The organism is Phragmitibacter flavus (genome assembly GCF_005780165.1).
Taxonomy (GTDB): Bacteria; Verrucomicrobiota; Verrucomicrobiia; order Verrucomicrobiales; family Verrucomicrobiaceae; genus Phragmitibacter; species Phragmitibacter flavus.
On record NZ_VAUV01000031.1, the window covers coordinates 1 to 15,239 of the forward strand.

At 59.1% G+C, this 15,239-nt stretch carries 15 protein-coding genes; 13 read left to right on the plus strand and 2 right to left on the minus strand.

Annotated elements, in window-relative coordinates; translation table 11 throughout:
• The 3 genes from FEM03_RS24605 to FEM03_RS23820 all read left to right on the plus strand — a co-directional run.
• Positions 1-482 (plus strand): hypothetical protein (locus FEM03_RS24605; RefSeq protein WP_166443105.1); only part of this gene is annotated, 482 nt, incomplete at its 5' end.
• Between the two features lie 135 nt (positions 483-617).
• Positions 618-2,681 (plus strand): FAD-dependent oxidoreductase, encoded by a 2,064-nt coding sequence (locus FEM03_RS23815; protein ID WP_138088891.1) that lies wholly within the window; start codon positions 618-620, stop codon positions 2,679-2,681.
• A 58-nt stretch (positions 2,682-2,739) separates the two neighbouring features.
• Positions 2,740-3,765: a sterol desaturase family protein gene (locus FEM03_RS23820; RefSeq protein ID WP_240772895.1), complete on the plus strand. Its 1,026-nt coding sequence runs from the start codon at positions 2,740-2,742 to the stop codon at positions 3,763-3,765.
• 8 nt (positions 3,766-3,773) lie between these two features.
• On the opposite strand, the gene FEM03_RS23825 is transcribed toward FEM03_RS23820, so the two are convergent.
• Positions 3,774-4,715: a PEP-CTERM sorting domain-containing protein gene (locus tag FEM03_RS23825; RefSeq protein ID WP_138088893.1), complete on the minus strand. Its 942-nt coding sequence runs from the start codon at positions 4,713-4,715 to the stop codon at positions 3,774-3,776.
• Positions 4,716-5,002: 287 nt separating this feature from the next.
• On the opposite strand from FEM03_RS23825, the gene lgt reads away from it, so the two are divergent.
• From lgt to FEM03_RS23845, 4 genes are read left to right on the plus strand one after another with little or no spacing between them, the layout of a single operon-like run.
• Positions 5,003-5,968 carry a prolipoprotein diacylglyceryl transferase gene (gene lgt, locus FEM03_RS23830; RefSeq protein WP_138088894.1) on the plus strand — a complete coding sequence of 322 codons (966 nt, stop codon included), beginning with the start codon at positions 5,003-5,005 and terminating at the stop codon, positions 5,966-5,968.
• A 25-nt stretch (positions 5,969-5,993) separates the two neighbouring features.
• Entirely contained in the window at positions 5,994-7,028 is a 1,035-nt protein-coding gene (locus tag FEM03_RS23835) for a TraB/GumN family protein (RefSeq protein WP_138088896.1), read from the plus strand.
• A gap of 29 nt (positions 7,029-7,057) precedes the next feature.
• Positions 7,058-8,107: a formylglycine-generating enzyme family protein gene (locus FEM03_RS23840; RefSeq protein ID WP_138088933.1), complete on the plus strand. Its 1,050-nt coding sequence runs from the start codon at positions 7,058-7,060 to the stop codon at positions 8,105-8,107.
• A gap of 45 nt (positions 8,108-8,152) precedes the next feature.
• Positions 8,153-8,965, plus strand: coding sequence for a TatD family hydrolase (locus FEM03_RS23845; protein ID WP_138088898.1), 813 nt, complete (start codon positions 8,153-8,155; stop codon positions 8,963-8,965).
• Here FEM03_RS23845 and FEM03_RS23850 read toward each other — a convergent pair.
• Positions 8,931-9,311 (minus strand): hypothetical protein, encoded by a 381-nt coding sequence (locus FEM03_RS23850; RefSeq protein ID WP_138088900.1) that lies wholly within the window; start codon positions 9,309-9,311, stop codon positions 8,931-8,933. The two genes, FEM03_RS23845 and FEM03_RS23850, sit on opposite strands and share 35 nt — an antisense overlap.
• A 58-nt stretch (positions 9,312-9,369) precedes the next feature.
• On the opposite strand from FEM03_RS23850, the gene FEM03_RS23855 reads away from it, so the two are divergent.
• The 6 genes from FEM03_RS23855 to ahr all read left to right on the plus strand — a co-directional run bounded on the left by FEM03_RS23855 (position 9,370) and on the right by ahr (position 15,235).
• Positions 9,370-10,683 (plus strand): acetylxylan esterase, encoded by a 1,314-nt coding sequence (locus FEM03_RS23855; RefSeq protein ID WP_138088902.1) that lies wholly within the window; start codon positions 9,370-9,372, stop codon positions 10,681-10,683.
• A gap of 185 nt (positions 10,684-10,868) precedes the next feature.
• Positions 10,869-11,663 (plus strand): MlaE family ABC transporter permease, encoded by a 795-nt coding sequence (locus tag FEM03_RS23860; RefSeq protein WP_138088903.1) that lies wholly within the window; start codon positions 10,869-10,871, stop codon positions 11,661-11,663.
• A gap of 5 nt (positions 11,664-11,668) precedes the next feature.
• Positions 11,669-12,436 carry an ABC transporter ATP-binding protein gene (locus tag FEM03_RS23865; RefSeq protein WP_138088905.1) on the plus strand — a complete coding sequence of 256 codons (768 nt, stop codon included), beginning with the start codon at positions 11,669-11,671 and terminating at the stop codon, positions 12,434-12,436.
• Positions 12,437-12,445: 9 nt separating this feature from the next.
• The gene (locus tag FEM03_RS23870; protein WP_138088907.1) at positions 12,446-13,468 is read left to right on the plus strand and encodes an MlaD family protein; all 1,023 of its coding nucleotides are present in this window, start codon (positions 12,446-12,448) and stop codon (positions 13,466-13,468) included.
• 140 nt (positions 13,469-13,608) lie between these two features.
• Positions 13,609-14,118, plus strand: coding sequence for a cytidine deaminase family protein (locus tag FEM03_RS23875; RefSeq protein WP_138088909.1), 510 nt, complete (start codon positions 13,609-13,611; stop codon positions 14,116-14,118).
• A gap of 97 nt (positions 14,119-14,215) precedes the next feature.
• Complete coding sequence (gene ahr, locus FEM03_RS23880; RefSeq protein WP_138088911.1) at positions 14,216-15,235, plus strand: NADPH-dependent aldehyde reductase Ahr; 1,020 nt, start codon at positions 14,216-14,218, stop codon at positions 15,233-15,235.
• Positions 15,236-15,239 lie beyond the last annotated feature (4 nt).

The window sequence follows — 15,239 nt, forward strand, 5'->3', positions numbered from 1 at the left end:
TTCCTCTGGAACGAGCCGTCCTGCAACTCGCCAGCAGCAACCGCAACGCCTCTTCCTCCCTCGGCAACTACGCCAACATCGCCGCCTGGGTCGACAACATCGACACCGACTTCGCCAGCTTCATGGAGGGCAGCGGCGGCAACCACGACTTCATCGACATCAACGGCGACCTCACCCTCAACCTTCGTGGTGGCATCACGGTGGAAACCCTCAACGGCTACACCGGCGTCTTCGGCGATGTCTTCAACCTCCTCGACTGGGTCGATCTCACCAACAACGGCTTCACCATCGGCGACCGCTACCGCCTCGGCACCGAAACCGGACTTGATCTCGTCCTCCCCACCCTCGCCGCCTCCTATCAATGGGATACCAGCCTCTTCGCCAGCCACGGCGTCCTTGTCGTCGTCCCTGAACCCACCCGCGCCACCCTCCTCACCGCCGCATTCGCCTTCCTGCTCCTCCAACGCCGCCGCAGAAAGTAAATAAGTAGAAGGTCCGTCCCGGGCCTTTCATTTATCCAACAAGGTTCGGGACGAGCCTTCTACTTTCCTTCCGCCAATCCCCTATGCGTCATTTTTGCCCCTTTGCTTGAGGCCCTAAACATGCTCCTGTGAAGCATGCCCGATCAGCGTCACTACGATGTCCTCATCCTCGGCGGCGGTTTCGCCGGAGTTTACTGCGCCCAACGACTCGTCAAACGCCTTAAAAAAAGCGGCAAAAACGTCGGCCTCATCGCCAGCGAAAACCACATGGTGTTCCAACCCATGCTCGCCGAAGTCGTCGGCGGCTCCCTCGCCCCACGCCACGTCGTGAACCCCATCCGCCACCTCTGTGAAGGGGCCGATGTCTTCCGCGGCACCATCCAGACCATCGACTGCGACAAAAAACAAGTCGTCATCGACGGCGGCCTCGCAGCCGGCCTCGTCTCCTTCACCTACGACCACCTCGTCCTCACCCTCGGAGCCGATGTCGACCTGAGCCGCATCCCCGGCATGGTCGAACACGCCTACCTCATGCGCAACGCCGGTGATGCCATGAAACTGCGCGCTTCCATCATCGCCCGCATGGAGGAGGCGAACCTCATCAACGATCCCGCCATCCGCAAACAGGTCCTCAGCTTCATCATCGTCGGCGGTGGTTACTCCGGCGTCGAAACGGCCGGCCAGATCCGCGACCTCCTCAACGTCATGGCCAGCCATTACGAACAGGTCAAACTCGAAGACACCTCCGTCACCCTCATTCACAGCGGCGACCGCCTCCTCCCTACGCTTTCCGCCCAGCTCGGCGACTACACCGGCAAAATGCTCACCAAAATGGGCGTCACCATCCGCTACAACTCTCGCGTCAAATCCGTCACCTCCCGCTCCGTCATTCTCGGCTGCGGCACCAAACTCGAAGCCACCTCCGTCGTCTGCACCGTCGGCAACGCGCCCAATCCCCAGATCCTCAAACTCGCCGAAAAAAAATCCCTTCCCATCGAACGCGGTCGAATTGTCGTCGAACCCACCGGCCAGGTCAAAGGCTGCACCCATCTCTGGTCCGCGGGCGACTGCGCCATCTTCCCCAAAGCCGGCGGCGGCGATTGCCCGCAAACCGCCCAGTTCGCCTACCGCCAGGGCCAGACGCTGGGCGACAATCTCATCGCCACGTTTGAGAACAAACCGCTCAAACCCTTCACCTTCCAGGGCCTCGGCGAACTCGCCTCCATCGGCCACCGCATGGCCGTCGCGGAAATCTTCGGCATGCGCTTCTCCGGTCTGATCGCCTGGTTCATGTGGCGCACCATCTACCTGATGAAACTCCCCGGTCTCGACCGCAAACTGCGCGTCATGAGCGAATGGACATTCGACCTTTTCTTTGCCCGCGATATCAACCTGCTCACTCCGCAATACACCTCGCCCCTTGAGGAAATGCACCTCGAACCCGGCGACATCCTGTTCAACCCCGGCGAACCCGCCTTCAGCTTCTACGCTGTCAAATCCGGCCACGTCGACATCACCGACGCCAGTGGACACATCGTCAAATCCGCCCGCACCGGCGACCACTTCGGCGAACGCGCGCTTCTCGAAGACCACATCTGGCGCTTCCAGGCCACCGCCATCGAACCCACCACCCTCGTTGCCATCGGCGACCGCACGTTTCAAAAACTCGTCGGCTCCATCGGCTCACTGCAAACCCTCTTCAACCGCACCGCCGAAACCTACGACAGCCCCCAAGAAATCGAGCAGGTCCTCGCCATGCTCCCCCAGCAGGCCCGCAACAGCAAGGTCTCCGAAATGATGAGCACCAACCTGTCGTTCATCAACCAAAACGCCCCGATCCACGACGCCCTCCACCTTTTCCAAACCGAACGTCACAGCACCTATCCCGTTGTCGACAACGACCAGCGCGTCATCGGCCTTCTCCGTCGTGGGGATGGCTACGAATGGTTCAAACACCACGTCGCCACCCCCCAGTCCACCGTGCGCGAACTTCCCCTCAAAACGCCCCTCATGATAGCCCCCGACATGCCGCTTCCCGAGGTCTTTGCCTCCATGGTCCGCAAAGGCGTCAACAAAGCCGTCATCGCCGATGAAAACCAAAAACTGCTCGGCATGCTCAGTCTCTCCGACCTCTTCTCAGCCCCCCAGGCGCCCGTTCCCACTGCTCCCGCTTCGAACGAACTCATCCCCGCCATGTAGTGTTAAATCCCCGTTGTCCGCAAGACGTCCCCCACTTCCATCGTTGCCATCGCCAACGATGAAACCCCTCCTCCTGTTCCTCATCATCCTGCTGCCTCTCGGCTCGCTTCAAGCCGAGACCCAGGGACCGCGAAGTTCCACTTCGCCTTCATCAACAACGGCCACGAAAGCCAAAATGCGAAGTGAAACTTCGCGGTCCCCCAACGCCAATCCCAACCGGCCAAGAGCCACCGCCAAACGCCTCCGCGCCATTCCACGAAACTGGCTCCAATCAACCACCGCCCTGGGCATTCGCTACGCCCTCTTCGCCGGCAGCGCCTGGCTGCTCGGCTACGTCCTTTTCAAAAATCGCTGGCTGCACCGAAAAGTCATCCCCGCCTTCCCCGCCAGCAAAAACGTGCGCCGCGAAATGCTCTACTCCGTCCGCACCGTCATCATCTTCGGCCTCGTTGGTGCCCTCACCCTCTTCGCCGTCCGGCAGGGTTGGACCCAGATGTATAAAAACATCTCCGACTACGGCAACCTCTGGTTCGCCCTCAGTATCATCCTCGGCATCCTCCTGCACGACGCCTATTTTTATTGGACCCACCGTCTGATGCACCATCGCCGCCTCTTCAAAATCTTCCATCGCGGCCACCATCTTTCCACCAATCCCATCCCCTGGGCTGCTTATGCCTTCGACCCGCTCGAAGCCCTCGTCCATGCCATGATCTTCCCCATCATCGCCTTCGCCTTTCCCATTCACCCCGTCGCTTTCGGCCTCATCATGCTCTGGCAAATCACCTTCAACGTCGTCGGCCACACCGGTTATGAATTCCACCCTCGCTGGCTCATGGACAGCTGGCTGGGCAAGTTCATGAACACGCCCACCAACCACGCCATGCACCACGAAACCATGCGCGGCAACTTCGGTCTCTATTTCAACCTCTGGGACCGCCTCATGGGCACCAATCACCAAGATTACGAAACGCGCTTTCGTGAAGTCACTCAACGGAAACCTTCACCCCTCTCCTACTCACCTCTCGCTCTCCCTCTCAATTCCGACCCCGCCATTGAAGCGAAGTCGGATGCGACAACTACCTGATCATCCGATCAGCGACGGCGGCGAAGCATCACCAAAACACCCAATGACACCAACAGAGCAGAGCCGGGTTCTGGCACTGCGACAGGGACCAGGGAAATATTGCTGAAGGTAAACACATTTTGGTTGCCGTTTTGACCACCCAGAAGGTTTACATCCGCCAAAGTGGCCGCACTGAAAGTCAGATCGAGTGAAGTCAGAGCCGTCGGCGCAATGAAATTGAAGGTCGCCACTCCGTCCTGAAGCGTGGTCCCCAAGGTCAGAAGGCCCAGAAGGTCCAGCAACTGTCCTCCCCCCTCCTGCGTCAAGGCACTGCCATCACCAGAAGCGCTGAAGCTTGCTCCGCTAAACGCCGCAACGTTCAAGCCGTCCCCCGAATCAATCGCAAACGAAATTGAGTAGAGTTGTCCTGCTGTCAGCGCCGAATCGAGGGTCAGCGATGCCGTCGAATTCCACTCATTGATCACGCTGGCACCAAGCAAGTTGTTCACCAGCGGGTTAACGACAGCACCCAGAATGGATCCCAAACCATCAAGGTCGAGATCACGCCCAAACACCAATGTATTGTTGTCCGTGTAGGTCTCGGCAAACAAATCCACCTCAGCAATGGTTCCCAAAAATGTGGAAACATCCGCATAAACCAAACCTTTGGCACCATGCGTCCAAGTCACATCCCCAGCTCCCATGGTCTGCGTCGTCAGCGTGCCATTCAACAAATCGGTCGAGACCGCTGCATTGGCCAAACCCAGCAAATTGACATTGACCGACACTCCGGCCGTGTCCCCCGACGCTCTCCGCGCCGAGAACTCCGGGTCAAAAAAATCCGCAGGCAAAAGATTCTGCCCCAGAGCCGTCGCACCCACTGCAAAAATGCTGAAACCCAGCACCCATTGACGCATTCTGCGCCTACCATTTGTTGCCCACGCATTAACAATCGCTTGTTTCGTTTTCATAACAGCATCCGGTTAAATTTCCGATCCCACCAAATTCCACATTATGTTCGCTAATAGAATTACTCTATAACGAATCCCAATGCAAAAAAATTTCAAAAGGAAATAGGTTTTATTTCAACGCTTTGCGAACCCTGTTTGTCGCCACCTGTTTATTAAAACAATCTCTTTGCATTATTCACACTGATCCAACAGCAGTGTTGTGATTCGCTCCGACGATTGATCAACCGCGTCCAATGCCACATTTCTTTCAACAGCAAATGCTTGCCGCGATCCCATTCGCTCCTTAAGTGTCGGGACAAGTGTTTGCCTACTACCTCCACAATCTCAGCCCCCATGTCATCCGCTTCGGTGAAGGTTTCGCCGTCCACTGGTATGGCCTCGCCTACGTCCTCGGCTTCTACTGCGGATACCTGCTGCTCGTCCGCTTCGCCAAAAAGGGCCTTGGCGAACTCAAGCCCGACCAGGTGGCCGACTTCATCACCTATTGCGCCCTGTTTGGAGTCGTTCTCGGTGGCCGTATCGGCTACATGTTGCTCTACAATTTCGACAGTTTTGTGGCCAATCCCCTCAGCCTTTTCAAACTTTGGGACGGCGGCATGGCCAGCCATGGCGGCATCGCCGGACTCGCCCTCTTCACCCTCTACTTCGCCCGCAAACACAAGATGTCCTGGACCGGCCTCGGCGACAACCTCGTCGTCGTTGCCCCACTTGGCATCTTCTTCGGTCGCATGGCCAACTTCATCAACGGCGAACTCTACGGCCGCACCACCGACGTCAGTTGGGCCATGAAATTCCCCACCGAAATCCACGAGCCCACCTTTACCCCTGCCGCCTCCACCACCCTCCCCTGGCAAACTTTTCCCCAGCACAGTCACGAAATCGTCAGCGCCGCCTCCCAGTTTCCCGATGGACGCGCCCAACTCGAGGCCATCCTTCACCCCCGCCATCCTTCCCAACTTTACGAAGGTGCTCTCGAAGGCCTGTTTCTGTTCTTCATCCTCTATGCCATCCGCATGAAGTGGAAAAATCTCTCCCACGGCATTCTCACCGGACTTTTCTTTATCCTTTACGCCATTGGCCGCATCGTCAGCGAGAACTTCCGCGAACCCGACTCCAGCCTTATCATGGGCATCACCAAAGGCCAGTTCTATTCCGTCTTCATGATCGTTATCGGACTCCTGTTCCTCGCTTGGGCCGTCTTCTTTAATCGCAAAAATCCACAAAATCCCAAACGCACACCGCTTGTCAGCTGAGCCCCCTCCGTGGTAGGGTGGGGTCATGGTCATAAGCCCCACCCGCACCCGCATTCGAGGCATCCCCACCCTGCTGGCCGCCTGCCTCCTCCTGCTCCCTCTGATCAGTCTGTGGGCCGACCCGGCCAAGCCAGCAGCTGCACCGCCAGCTGAAGAAAACCGTTTCATCCGCTTCCAGGAAGACGCCAACGGAGCCCGGCTCCAGTCCGGCATCGCCAGTTACCGCAATCCCAAAGGTGTCACCGTCACCCTCATTGGCGCGGTCCACATTGCCGACGCAGCCTACTTCGACGAACTCAACACCCTCTTCAAAAATCACGACGCCGTCCTGTATGAAATGGTTGGTGGTCCCATTGAAAAACGCATGTCGGTCGACAGCGATGAGGAGAGCGTTTCCAATCCCGCAGTGGCCGATCCCGCTGAACCTGAACCCGCTGCCGAAGCCGAAACCGCCGCCGCCCAGCGCATGTCCTGGCTCCCCGCCCTTCACAACACGCTCAAAAACTCCCTCGCTCTCGAAGGTCAGCTCGAAGGCATCGACTACTTCCAACCGAATTTCGTCCACGCCGACATGACCCACAGCGAATTCGCCAGCAAACAGCGGGAGCGCAATGAGGGATTCCTCGCGCTTTGGCTGCGCGCCGTCCAGGTCCAAATGGAGAATCCCCAAGTCACCACCAGCCAGCCCGGCCTGCTCAAAATCCTCGAAATCCTCGCCAGCAGCGACAGCGCCACCGAACTTAAACGTCTCGTCGGTCGCAGCTTCGACAGCGTCGAAACCCTCATCACCGGCATGGAGTCCGGCGAAGGCACCGTCATCCTCACCGAGCGCAACAAAGTCGCCATGAAAGTGCTTGAGGAACAAATCGCCCTCGGCAAAAAGACCCCGGCCATCTTCTACGGTGCCGCCCATCTCCCCGACATGGAAGACCGCCTCCTCGCCATGGGATTCACCAAAACCAACTCCACCTGGCTCAATGCCTGGACCCTTCCGCCTGAACCCGTCATTCAGACCAACGACAACAAGACAAAAGACAGAAGACCTGAAGGACAACGTTAGCCATGTCTTCCATCCTATTTACCCGATCCATGTCCGCCCTTCATCCCTTTGCCCTCCGCACCACGCAACTCCTCTTCTGTCTTCTCTCTTCCTGTCTTCTGTCTCATTGCGGCAGAAACTCCAAGGACCCCCAATTTACCGACACCAAAGCCCCCGGCCCCACCCCCGAAGGCATGGTCTGGATCCCGGGCGGCCAGACGCTCATGGGCTCCAATCACTCCCCTCACGAAAGCCCCATTCACGAAATCGCCGTCGATGGATTCTGGATGGACCAAACCGAAGTCACCAACGCCCAGTTCGCCCAATTCGTCGCCGCCACCAACTACATCACCCTCGCTGAACGCACCCCCAAACTCGAAGACTTCCCCGAAAACCTCCGCGCCAGCATCAACCCCGCCGACCTCGTTCCCGGAGCCCTCGTTTTCAGTCCTCCCGCCACCCAGCCGCGCACCCTCGACAATTTCCATCAGTGGTGGCGCTACCAGCCCGGAGCCAACTGGCGGCACCCTCAAGGCCCCGGCAGCAGCATCGAAAACCGCATGAATCACCCCGTCGTCTGCCTCGCTTGGGAAGACGCCAATGCCTATGCCCAATGGGCTGGCAAACGTCTCCCCACCGAAGCCGAATGGGAATACGCCGCCCGCGGTGGCACCGGACCCAAGACCTATCTTTGGGGCGAAGAAGACGCCAAGCGCGTCGAATTTGCCAACACCTGGATCGGCACTTTTCCCGTCGCCAGCGGCCCCGCCGCCTCCCTCAAAGGCACCACGCCCGTCAAACAATTCCCCCCCAACGAATTCGGCCTCCACGACATGGCCGGCAACGTCTGGGAACACGTGGCCGACTGGTATCAACCCAACTACCACGCCGTCAGTCCCCGACTCAATCCTCCCGGACCCAAAACCAGCTACGACCCCAACGAACCCGGCATTCAAAAGCGTGTCATCAAAGGCGGTTCCTGGCTCTGCAACCCAAGCTACTGCACCGGCTACCGTCCCAGCGCCCGCATGGCCAACGCCATCGACAGCGCCGCCGACCACACCGGCTTCCGCTGCGTCGTATCCGCAAAAAAATCCTAAGCAAAGAGTCAGTTTTATCCTTTCGCCTTTATCCTTTAGCCTTTCATGACCGACTCCCACGCCCACCTCGCCAGCAAACAATTCATCAACGACCTTCCCGAAATCATCTCCCGCGCTCGTGAAGCTGGGCTTACCCGCATCATCTGCATCGCCACCTCCCTCGAAGACTGCCCACGCGTCCTGGACATCGCCGACACCTATCCCGAAGTCTTCGCCACCGTCGGCATCCACCCCTGCGATGCCGATACCGTCGCCGCCAACGACACCACTTTCATCGATCAACTGCGGCACTTCGCCGCCCATCCCAAAGTTGTCGGCATCGGCGAAATCGGCCTCGACTATTACCACCAACCTCCCGAAGGATTCACCCTCGAAACGTGGAAAGCCCACCAGGCCTTCGTCCTCGAACAACAGCTCACGCTTGCCGCCGAACTCCGCCTCAACGTCGTTCTTCACAACCGTGAAAGCTTCGAAGACCTCGCCGCCCAGGTCCTTCCCTGGTCCGGCAAAGTGCGCGGCGTTTTCCATTGCTTCACCGGCACCGAACACGACGCCCTGCCTCTCATCGAAAAAGGCCACCTCATCAGCTTCACCGGCATCGTCACATTTAAAAACGGCCAACTCCTTCAACAAACCGCCCGCGCCGTTCCCGACGGCAGTTTCATGCTCGAAACCGACTGCCCCTATCTCGCCCCCATGCCTCATCGCGGCAAACGCAACGAGCCTGCTCTCGTCAAACACACCGCCGAGTTCATCGCCAACCTGCGCGGCCTCACCCTCGCCGAAGTCACCGCCCAAACCAATCAAACCGCCGATCAGTTCTTTACCGCCGCCGCACCACCAACTCGTTTTCCTTGAGCCGGCCTATGCGGTCTGCCAAGCGCAACTCCAGTTGGAACCGACCGCCTCCCACCTCAAACCCGACCGGCCCGATGTCTCCCGTCCCTGCCGACCATGAAACCATCACTTTCTCCGACCCTTTGGATGCTTGAAAATCTTCAAACACCATCCCACGACTGAACGTCGGCGTCGCCACCTTGCGCTGCCCAACATACCTCAGATCAAAATCCGCAAACTTCATCACCGCGCCCTTTTTGAACTTTACCTTTGCGCCATAGCTTGCCACAACATCCGCGCGGCATTGATTGCCCAGCATCAACAAGCCCAACATCAGCCAGAGCCTTAACCATCGTCGTCTCTTCATATTTTCTAAATGTCACTTCGCTCCCGACAGTGACCTTCGACTTCATCCCCTGACTCCCATGCGCCTCTCCGCTTTCATTTTCCTCTTTGCCATCGGCATCCTCAATCTCAACGCCGAGACCACCACCACCGCTCCCGCCGTCACCCTCAAGGCCACCACCGACAGGCCCGACTCCATCTACAAAACCGGAGAGCCCGCAACCTTCACCATCAGCTCCTCTCCAGCCATTGACGGCCCAGTGACCTGCATCCTGTCCAAAGACGGCATCCAAGCGCAACCTCCCCAAACCCTCAACCTGCAAAAAGGCAAAGCCACCCTGACCGGCACCCTCGACGAACCCGGCTTCCTCCAGCTTCGCGTCACCAGCCCTCACGCCAAATCCCACACGCTCGCCGCCGCCGCGCTCGATCCTCATCTCATCAAACCCAGCATGCCCGTCCCCGACGACTTCGATACCTTCTGGCAAAACCAAAAGGACGCCCTGGCCAAGATCCCGCTCAAGTCCACCCTCACGCCAGTGCCCGCCACGTCCTCCGCGCCATTCAAAAACATCGACGCCTTCGATGTCCAGGTCGACTGCCTCGGCGCTCCCGTTTCCGGTTACTTCGGAAAACCCAAAAACGCCAAATCCAAATCCCTTCCCGCCATCCTGTTTGTCCATGGAGCCGGCGTCCGAAGCGCCAATCTTGGCACCGTTCACTGGGCCACCAACGAAGGCGGCATGCTTACCCTCGACATCAACGCCCACGGCATTCCCAACGGCCAACCCGAGGAATACTACGAGCAACTTTCCAAAAACGAACTTCTCAATTACCGCGCCGAGGGTCGTGCCGATCGCGAAAAAAACTACTTCACCGGGATGTTCCTGCGCGTCATCCGCGCCATCGATTTTCTGACCGCCCAACCCGAATGGGACGGCAAAACCCTCATCGTCTACGGCACCAGCCAGGGCGGCTACCAGGCCTTCGCCGCCGCCGGTCTCGACTCTCGTGTCAGCTTCTTCTGCGCCGGGGTTCCTGCCGGGTGCGATCACTCCGGCAGTCAGGCCGACCGAGTCAACGGCTGGCCCAAGATGGTCCCCAACGACCCTGCAACCGGCAAACCCGATCCCCTTGCCCTGCAAACCTCCCGCTACCTTGATGCGGTCAACTTCGCCCAACGCGCCCACGGCAAAGGTGCCGCCATCACCGTCGGCTTCATCGACGTCACCTGCCCACCCACCAGCGTCTATGCCGCCTACAACGCCCTCACCATTCCAAAAACCCTCAATACCGAACCCCTCGCCGGACACACCAACACGCCTGCCGCGCTCAAATTCATGCAGGACGCCGCCCTCCAGCACGTTCGCGACATGAAAAGGATCTCGCCCTAAAATAACAAGCGAACCTTTTCCTCGTTTTTGGTAACGTATCACGAAAGCAAGGCGATCGCCTGCCGCCACATCCCCACTTCATTTGCGTCGAAACGTTCACCTTCGCCAGACCGCCCCTGCAAGATGCCCATTTGCGCTTGCGTCCATGTTGGGGCAAAGGTTCGTTACCCTCTTTGATCTAGTTCATGGAAATTCTCCGACTGCCAGGCCGCGCCTTCCTCAATTTCCTGTCCTACATGGGACAGTTGGCACAGCTGCTCGTTGACCTCGGCGGTGCCTTTCGCACCGGCGTCTGGCGCGTCCATCTCATCGCCCGGCAGATTGTCTCCATCGGCTTCGGCTCCCAGGTGGTCGTCATCGTCACCGGTGGATTCACCGGAGCCGTCTTCTCCGCGCAGACCTTTTTTAAATTCAAAGACTTCGGCGTCGAATCCGGCGTAGGCTCCATCGTCTCCGTCGCCATGTGCCGCGAACTCGGACCCGTCCTCGCCGGACTGATGGTTGCAGGTCGCGTCGGTGCCGCAATGGCCGCTGAAATCGGCACCATGAAAGTCACCGAACAAATCGATGCCCTGCGCGCCATGGCCGTCCATCCGGTCGACTACCTCGTCCTGCCCCGCTTCGTCGCCATGCTCATCTCCATGCCGCTCCTCGTGGCAGAAAGCATCTCCTTCGGCCTCCTCGCCTCCTACCTCGTCGTCGTCTACGGCTTCGGCGTCCCCGAACCCTGGTTCTGGACCCATGTGGTCGAACACACCAACCACGAAGACATCCTCTGCGGCATGATCAAAGGCTTCGTTTTCGGCATCCTCATCACCATCATCTCCTGCCACCAGGGCCTCGTCGCCGGCAACGGCGCGGTCGGCGTCGGACTCGGCACCACCCGCGCCGTCGTTTATTCCTCCCTCGCCCTGCTCATCGTCAATTTCTTCCTCAGCTTCTTCCTGAACTTCATCTTTCCCCTCGGCACCCCCATCTGATCACCATGCCGACACCCATCACCAACAAAAGCCCCTTCATCGAAGTGCGTGGACTGCACAAAAAGATCGGCTGGCAGCACATCCTGCGGGGACTCGACCTCACCGTCTACCAGGGCGAAACCCTCATGCTCATCGGCCCCAGCGGTGAAGGCAAAAGCGTTTTGTTGAAGCACCTCATCGGCCTGCTGCGCCCCGACGAAGGCGACATCACCGTCGCCGGCACCTGCATGACCGGACTGCGCGAACGTCAGCTCGCTCCCATCCGCAAAGAGATCGGCATCCTCTTCCAGAACGCCGCGCTCTTCGACTCCATGAACGTCGCCCAAAACGTCGCCTTCCCATTGATCGAGGGCGGCCTCCGCGACAAAAACGAAATCAACCAGCGCGTCCACGAAGCCCTCGAAGTCGTCGAACTCGAAAAACACAAGGACAAGCTCCCCGTCAACCTCTCCGGCGGCATGCGCAAACGCGTTGGCATCGCCCGCGCCATCGTCCCCAAACCGCACTGCGTCCTCTACGACGAACCCACTTCCGGCCTCGATCCCATCGTCTCCGACGTCATCGATCAAATGATCAAACGTCTGCAAAAACGCTATGGCGTCACCTCCATTGTCGTCACCCACGACATGAAAAGCGTCTTCAAAATCGCTGATCGCGTCGCCCTGCTCAAACAAGGCGTCATCTATTTTCTCGGCACTCCCGACGAACTCCGCAACTCCTCCGATCCCGTCATCCAGGACTTCATCGATGGCCGATCCCACATCACCTGCTAAACCACCGCCATGGAAGAATCCAACAAAAAAACCGAAATCCTCGTCGGCGTCTTTCTCACCTTCGGCCTCGCCCTCATCGGCCTGCTTTTCCTCCAGTTCAGCGCCGTCCGCGAGATCTTCAAAGACACCTACAGCCTCACCGTTCCTTTTGCCGATGGCACTGGCATCAAGGCCGGCACGCCCGTCATCCTCGGCGGTTCGCGCGTCGGTAAAGTCTCCGACCGCCCCCGCCTTAACGCCACTTTCAACGGAGTCATCATCCCCCTCGAAATCTACGAGACCGTGCGCATCCCCACTGACGCCAAGTTCGGCATCGGCACCTCCGGACTTCTCGGCGATTCCTACATCGAAATCCGCACCAGTGGAGCCAACACCGGTGCCTTCATCGAACCCGGAGCCGCCATCAGCGAAGATCAGATCGCCAAAGCCGGCGGTCTCGGCGGACTTCAGGACACCGCCCTCAACGTCGGCAAAAAAGTCGACCTCGCCATCGAAGACATCCAGGCCGCCGTCGCCGACCTTCGCCTCTCCCTCAAACGCATCAACGAAGGCGCCCTCTCCGAACAAAGCTCCACCGACCTCCGCGAAGCCATCGCCAGCTTCAACAAACTCGTCAAACGTCTCGACGAAGACACCCTCGGCGACCAGACCAGCAAAGACCTCAAGGACGCTGTCTCCAGCTTCAAAAACATGGCCGCCTCGCTCGAAGTCACCATGAAAAAACTCGATCCCGCCATCGAAAAACTGGACAGCACCTTTGAAAAAACCGACACCCTTCTCGGCAGTGCCGATGGAGCCATGAAATCCATCGACGGCAGCGCCAAAGCCATCGGCAATGTCGCCACCGACATCCGCCGCGGCGACGGACTCCTTCCCGCCCTGTTGCACGATGAAACGCTCAAGATCGAATTCCGCAATCTCATCAGCAACCTCCGCCAGCGCGGCGTCCTCTTTTACAAGGACAAATCCGGCGAAACCGAAGACGCCCCCGCCCGCCAGCGCACCACCCCCGCCACCGGAACTCGACGATAACGTCACCAATAAATCCGGCAGCAACCCCACAGACGAATCTAAATATATGAATAGGCCCGCAACCTGCTGGGTCTAAAAAATTGTCGTCCCCTCATCCTGTCCGTCAGGTCAACCTCACCTCAGTCAATCCGCCAAATTCGATGATCAATCCGTCCACCCGACTCATCGCCGAAGCCATCAAAGTTCAAGGTCGTTTTGCCCTCAACGACGACGGCGCTGCCGGTTCCGTATCCGCCGCCATCCTCACCTCCCAAGGCAACATCTACACCGGCATCTGCATCGACATCACCTGCGGCATCGGCACCTGCGCCGAACACGCCGCCGTTGCCGAGATGCTCAAACATCGGGAGACGCAGATTGAGATGATCGTCGCCGTCAAAAACCAGACCATCATCCCCCCCTGCGGACGCTGCCGCGAACTTCTTCTTCAGGTCGACGCCCGCAACATCGACTCCCGCATCCTTCTTGATGGCGGCCAGTCCATGACCCTTTCCGAAATGCTCCCTCACCCCTGGCTGACCATGCGCCCCCGCAACCGCACCCCCGCCCAGCCACTCCCGCTCGCCCCAGAAAACCTCCCCACCATCCTTCCCAGGCTCGAATCCCTAAAACTTCCTCACCGCGAAAAGCGCCAAAAACGCCCCGCCTGACCTCAATTTGGAGTGCGGTGCTCTGCACCGCTTTTCAGTGACGCAAGATACCGCCACCTTCCTCCCTTGGCCCACCCCCTGCTCATGACTCACTCTCATGAGCAACCTCATCCGCAGCTACGCCGCCACCACCAAAGGCGGCCTCCTCGAACCCTACGAATTCGACCCCGGCCCACTCGGTGACGAGCAGGTCGAAATTGCTGTTGAATACTGCGGCCTCTGCCACAGCGACCTGTCGATGCTCGAAAACGACTGGGCCATCTCCACCTACCCTTTCGTTCCCGGCCACGAAGCCGTCGGCAAAGTCATCGCCGTCGGCGACCGCGTCAAAAACATCACTCTCGGTCAGCGCGTCGGCCTCGGCTGGATGTCCGAAAGCTGCAACGCCTGCACTCACTGCCTCTCCGGCGACCAGCACCTCTGCCTCACCGCCGAAGCCACCATCGTCAACCGCCCCGGGGGGTTTGCCGACCGGGTCCGCTGCCACTGGATGTGGGCCATTCCCGTTCCCGATACCCTCGATCTCTCCATCGCTGGCCCCCTTTTCTGCGGCGGCATCACCGTCTTCAGTCCCATCGTTCACTGCAACGTCAAACCCACCGACCGCGTTGGTGTCATCGGCATCGGCGGACTCGGTCACCTTGCCGTTCAGTTCCTCGCCAAATGGGGCTGCGAAGTCACCGCCTTCACCTCCAGCGACTCCAAACACGCCGAAGCTTTGCAAATGGGCGCCCATCATGTCGTCAACTCACGCGATGCTGATCAGCTCAAAAAAATCGCCGGTTCCCTCGACTTCATCATCTGCACTGTCAACGTCGCCCTCCCCTGGGACGCCATCCTCACCTGCCTTACCCGCAGAGGTCGGCTCCATTTCGTCGGTGCCGTCCTCGAACCCGTCCCCGTCGCCATCTTTCCGCTGATGGAAGGTCAAAACTCCATCTCCGGCTCCCCCATCGGCGGCCCCGTCGTCACCGCACAAATGCTCGACTTCTGCGCCCGTCATCAAATCGCCCCCATCACCGAGCACTTCAAACTCAGCGACGCCAACGCCGCCCTCGACCACCTCCGCTCCGGCAAAGCCCGCTACCGCATCGTCCTTGAAAACGACCTCGCGTAGATGG

What these genes read in the sequence shown, in the direction of transcription:
- FEM03_RS23815 (WP_138088891.1), top strand. Translation starts at nt 618, where the DNA reads ATGCCCGATCAGCGTCACTACGATGTCCTCATCCTCGGCGGCGGTTTC.
- FEM03_RS23820 (WP_240772895.1), top strand. Translation starts at nt 2,740, where the DNA reads ATGAAACCCCTCCTCCTGTTCCTCATCATCCTGCTGCCTCTCGGCTCG.
- FEM03_RS23825 (WP_138088893.1), bottom strand. Translation starts at nt 4,715, where the DNA reads ATGAAAACGAAACAAGCGATTGTTAATGCGTGGGCAACAAATGGTAGG.
- FEM03_RS23835 (WP_138088896.1), top strand. Translation starts at nt 5,994, where the DNA reads ATGGTCATAAGCCCCACCCGCACCCGCATTCGAGGCATCCCCACCCTG.
- FEM03_RS23840 (WP_138088933.1), top strand. Translation starts at nt 7,058, where the DNA reads ATGTCCGCCCTTCATCCCTTTGCCCTCCGCACCACGCAACTCCTCTTC.
- FEM03_RS23845 (WP_138088898.1), top strand. Translation starts at nt 8,153, where the DNA reads ATGACCGACTCCCACGCCCACCTCGCCAGCAAACAATTCATCAACGAC.
- FEM03_RS23850 (WP_138088900.1), bottom strand. Translation starts at nt 9,311, where the DNA reads ATGAAGAGACGACGATGGTTAAGGCTCTGGCTGATGTTGGGCTTGTTG.
- FEM03_RS23855 (WP_138088902.1), top strand. Translation starts at nt 9,370, where the DNA reads ATGCGCCTCTCCGCTTTCATTTTCCTCTTTGCCATCGGCATCCTCAAT.
- FEM03_RS23860 (WP_138088903.1), top strand. Translation starts at nt 10,869, where the DNA reads ATGGAAATTCTCCGACTGCCAGGCCGCGCCTTCCTCAATTTCCTGTCC.
- FEM03_RS23865 (WP_138088905.1), top strand. Translation starts at nt 11,669, where the DNA reads ATGCCGACACCCATCACCAACAAAAGCCCCTTCATCGAAGTGCGTGGA.
- FEM03_RS23870 (WP_138088907.1), top strand. Translation starts at nt 12,446, where the DNA reads ATGGAAGAATCCAACAAAAAAACCGAAATCCTCGTCGGCGTCTTTCTC.
- FEM03_RS23875 (WP_138088909.1), top strand. Translation starts at nt 13,609, where the DNA reads ATGATCAATCCGTCCACCCGACTCATCGCCGAAGCCATCAAAGTTCAA.
- ahr (WP_138088911.1), top strand. Translation starts at nt 14,216, where the DNA reads ATGAGCAACCTCATCCGCAGCTACGCCGCCACCACCAAAGGCGGCCTC.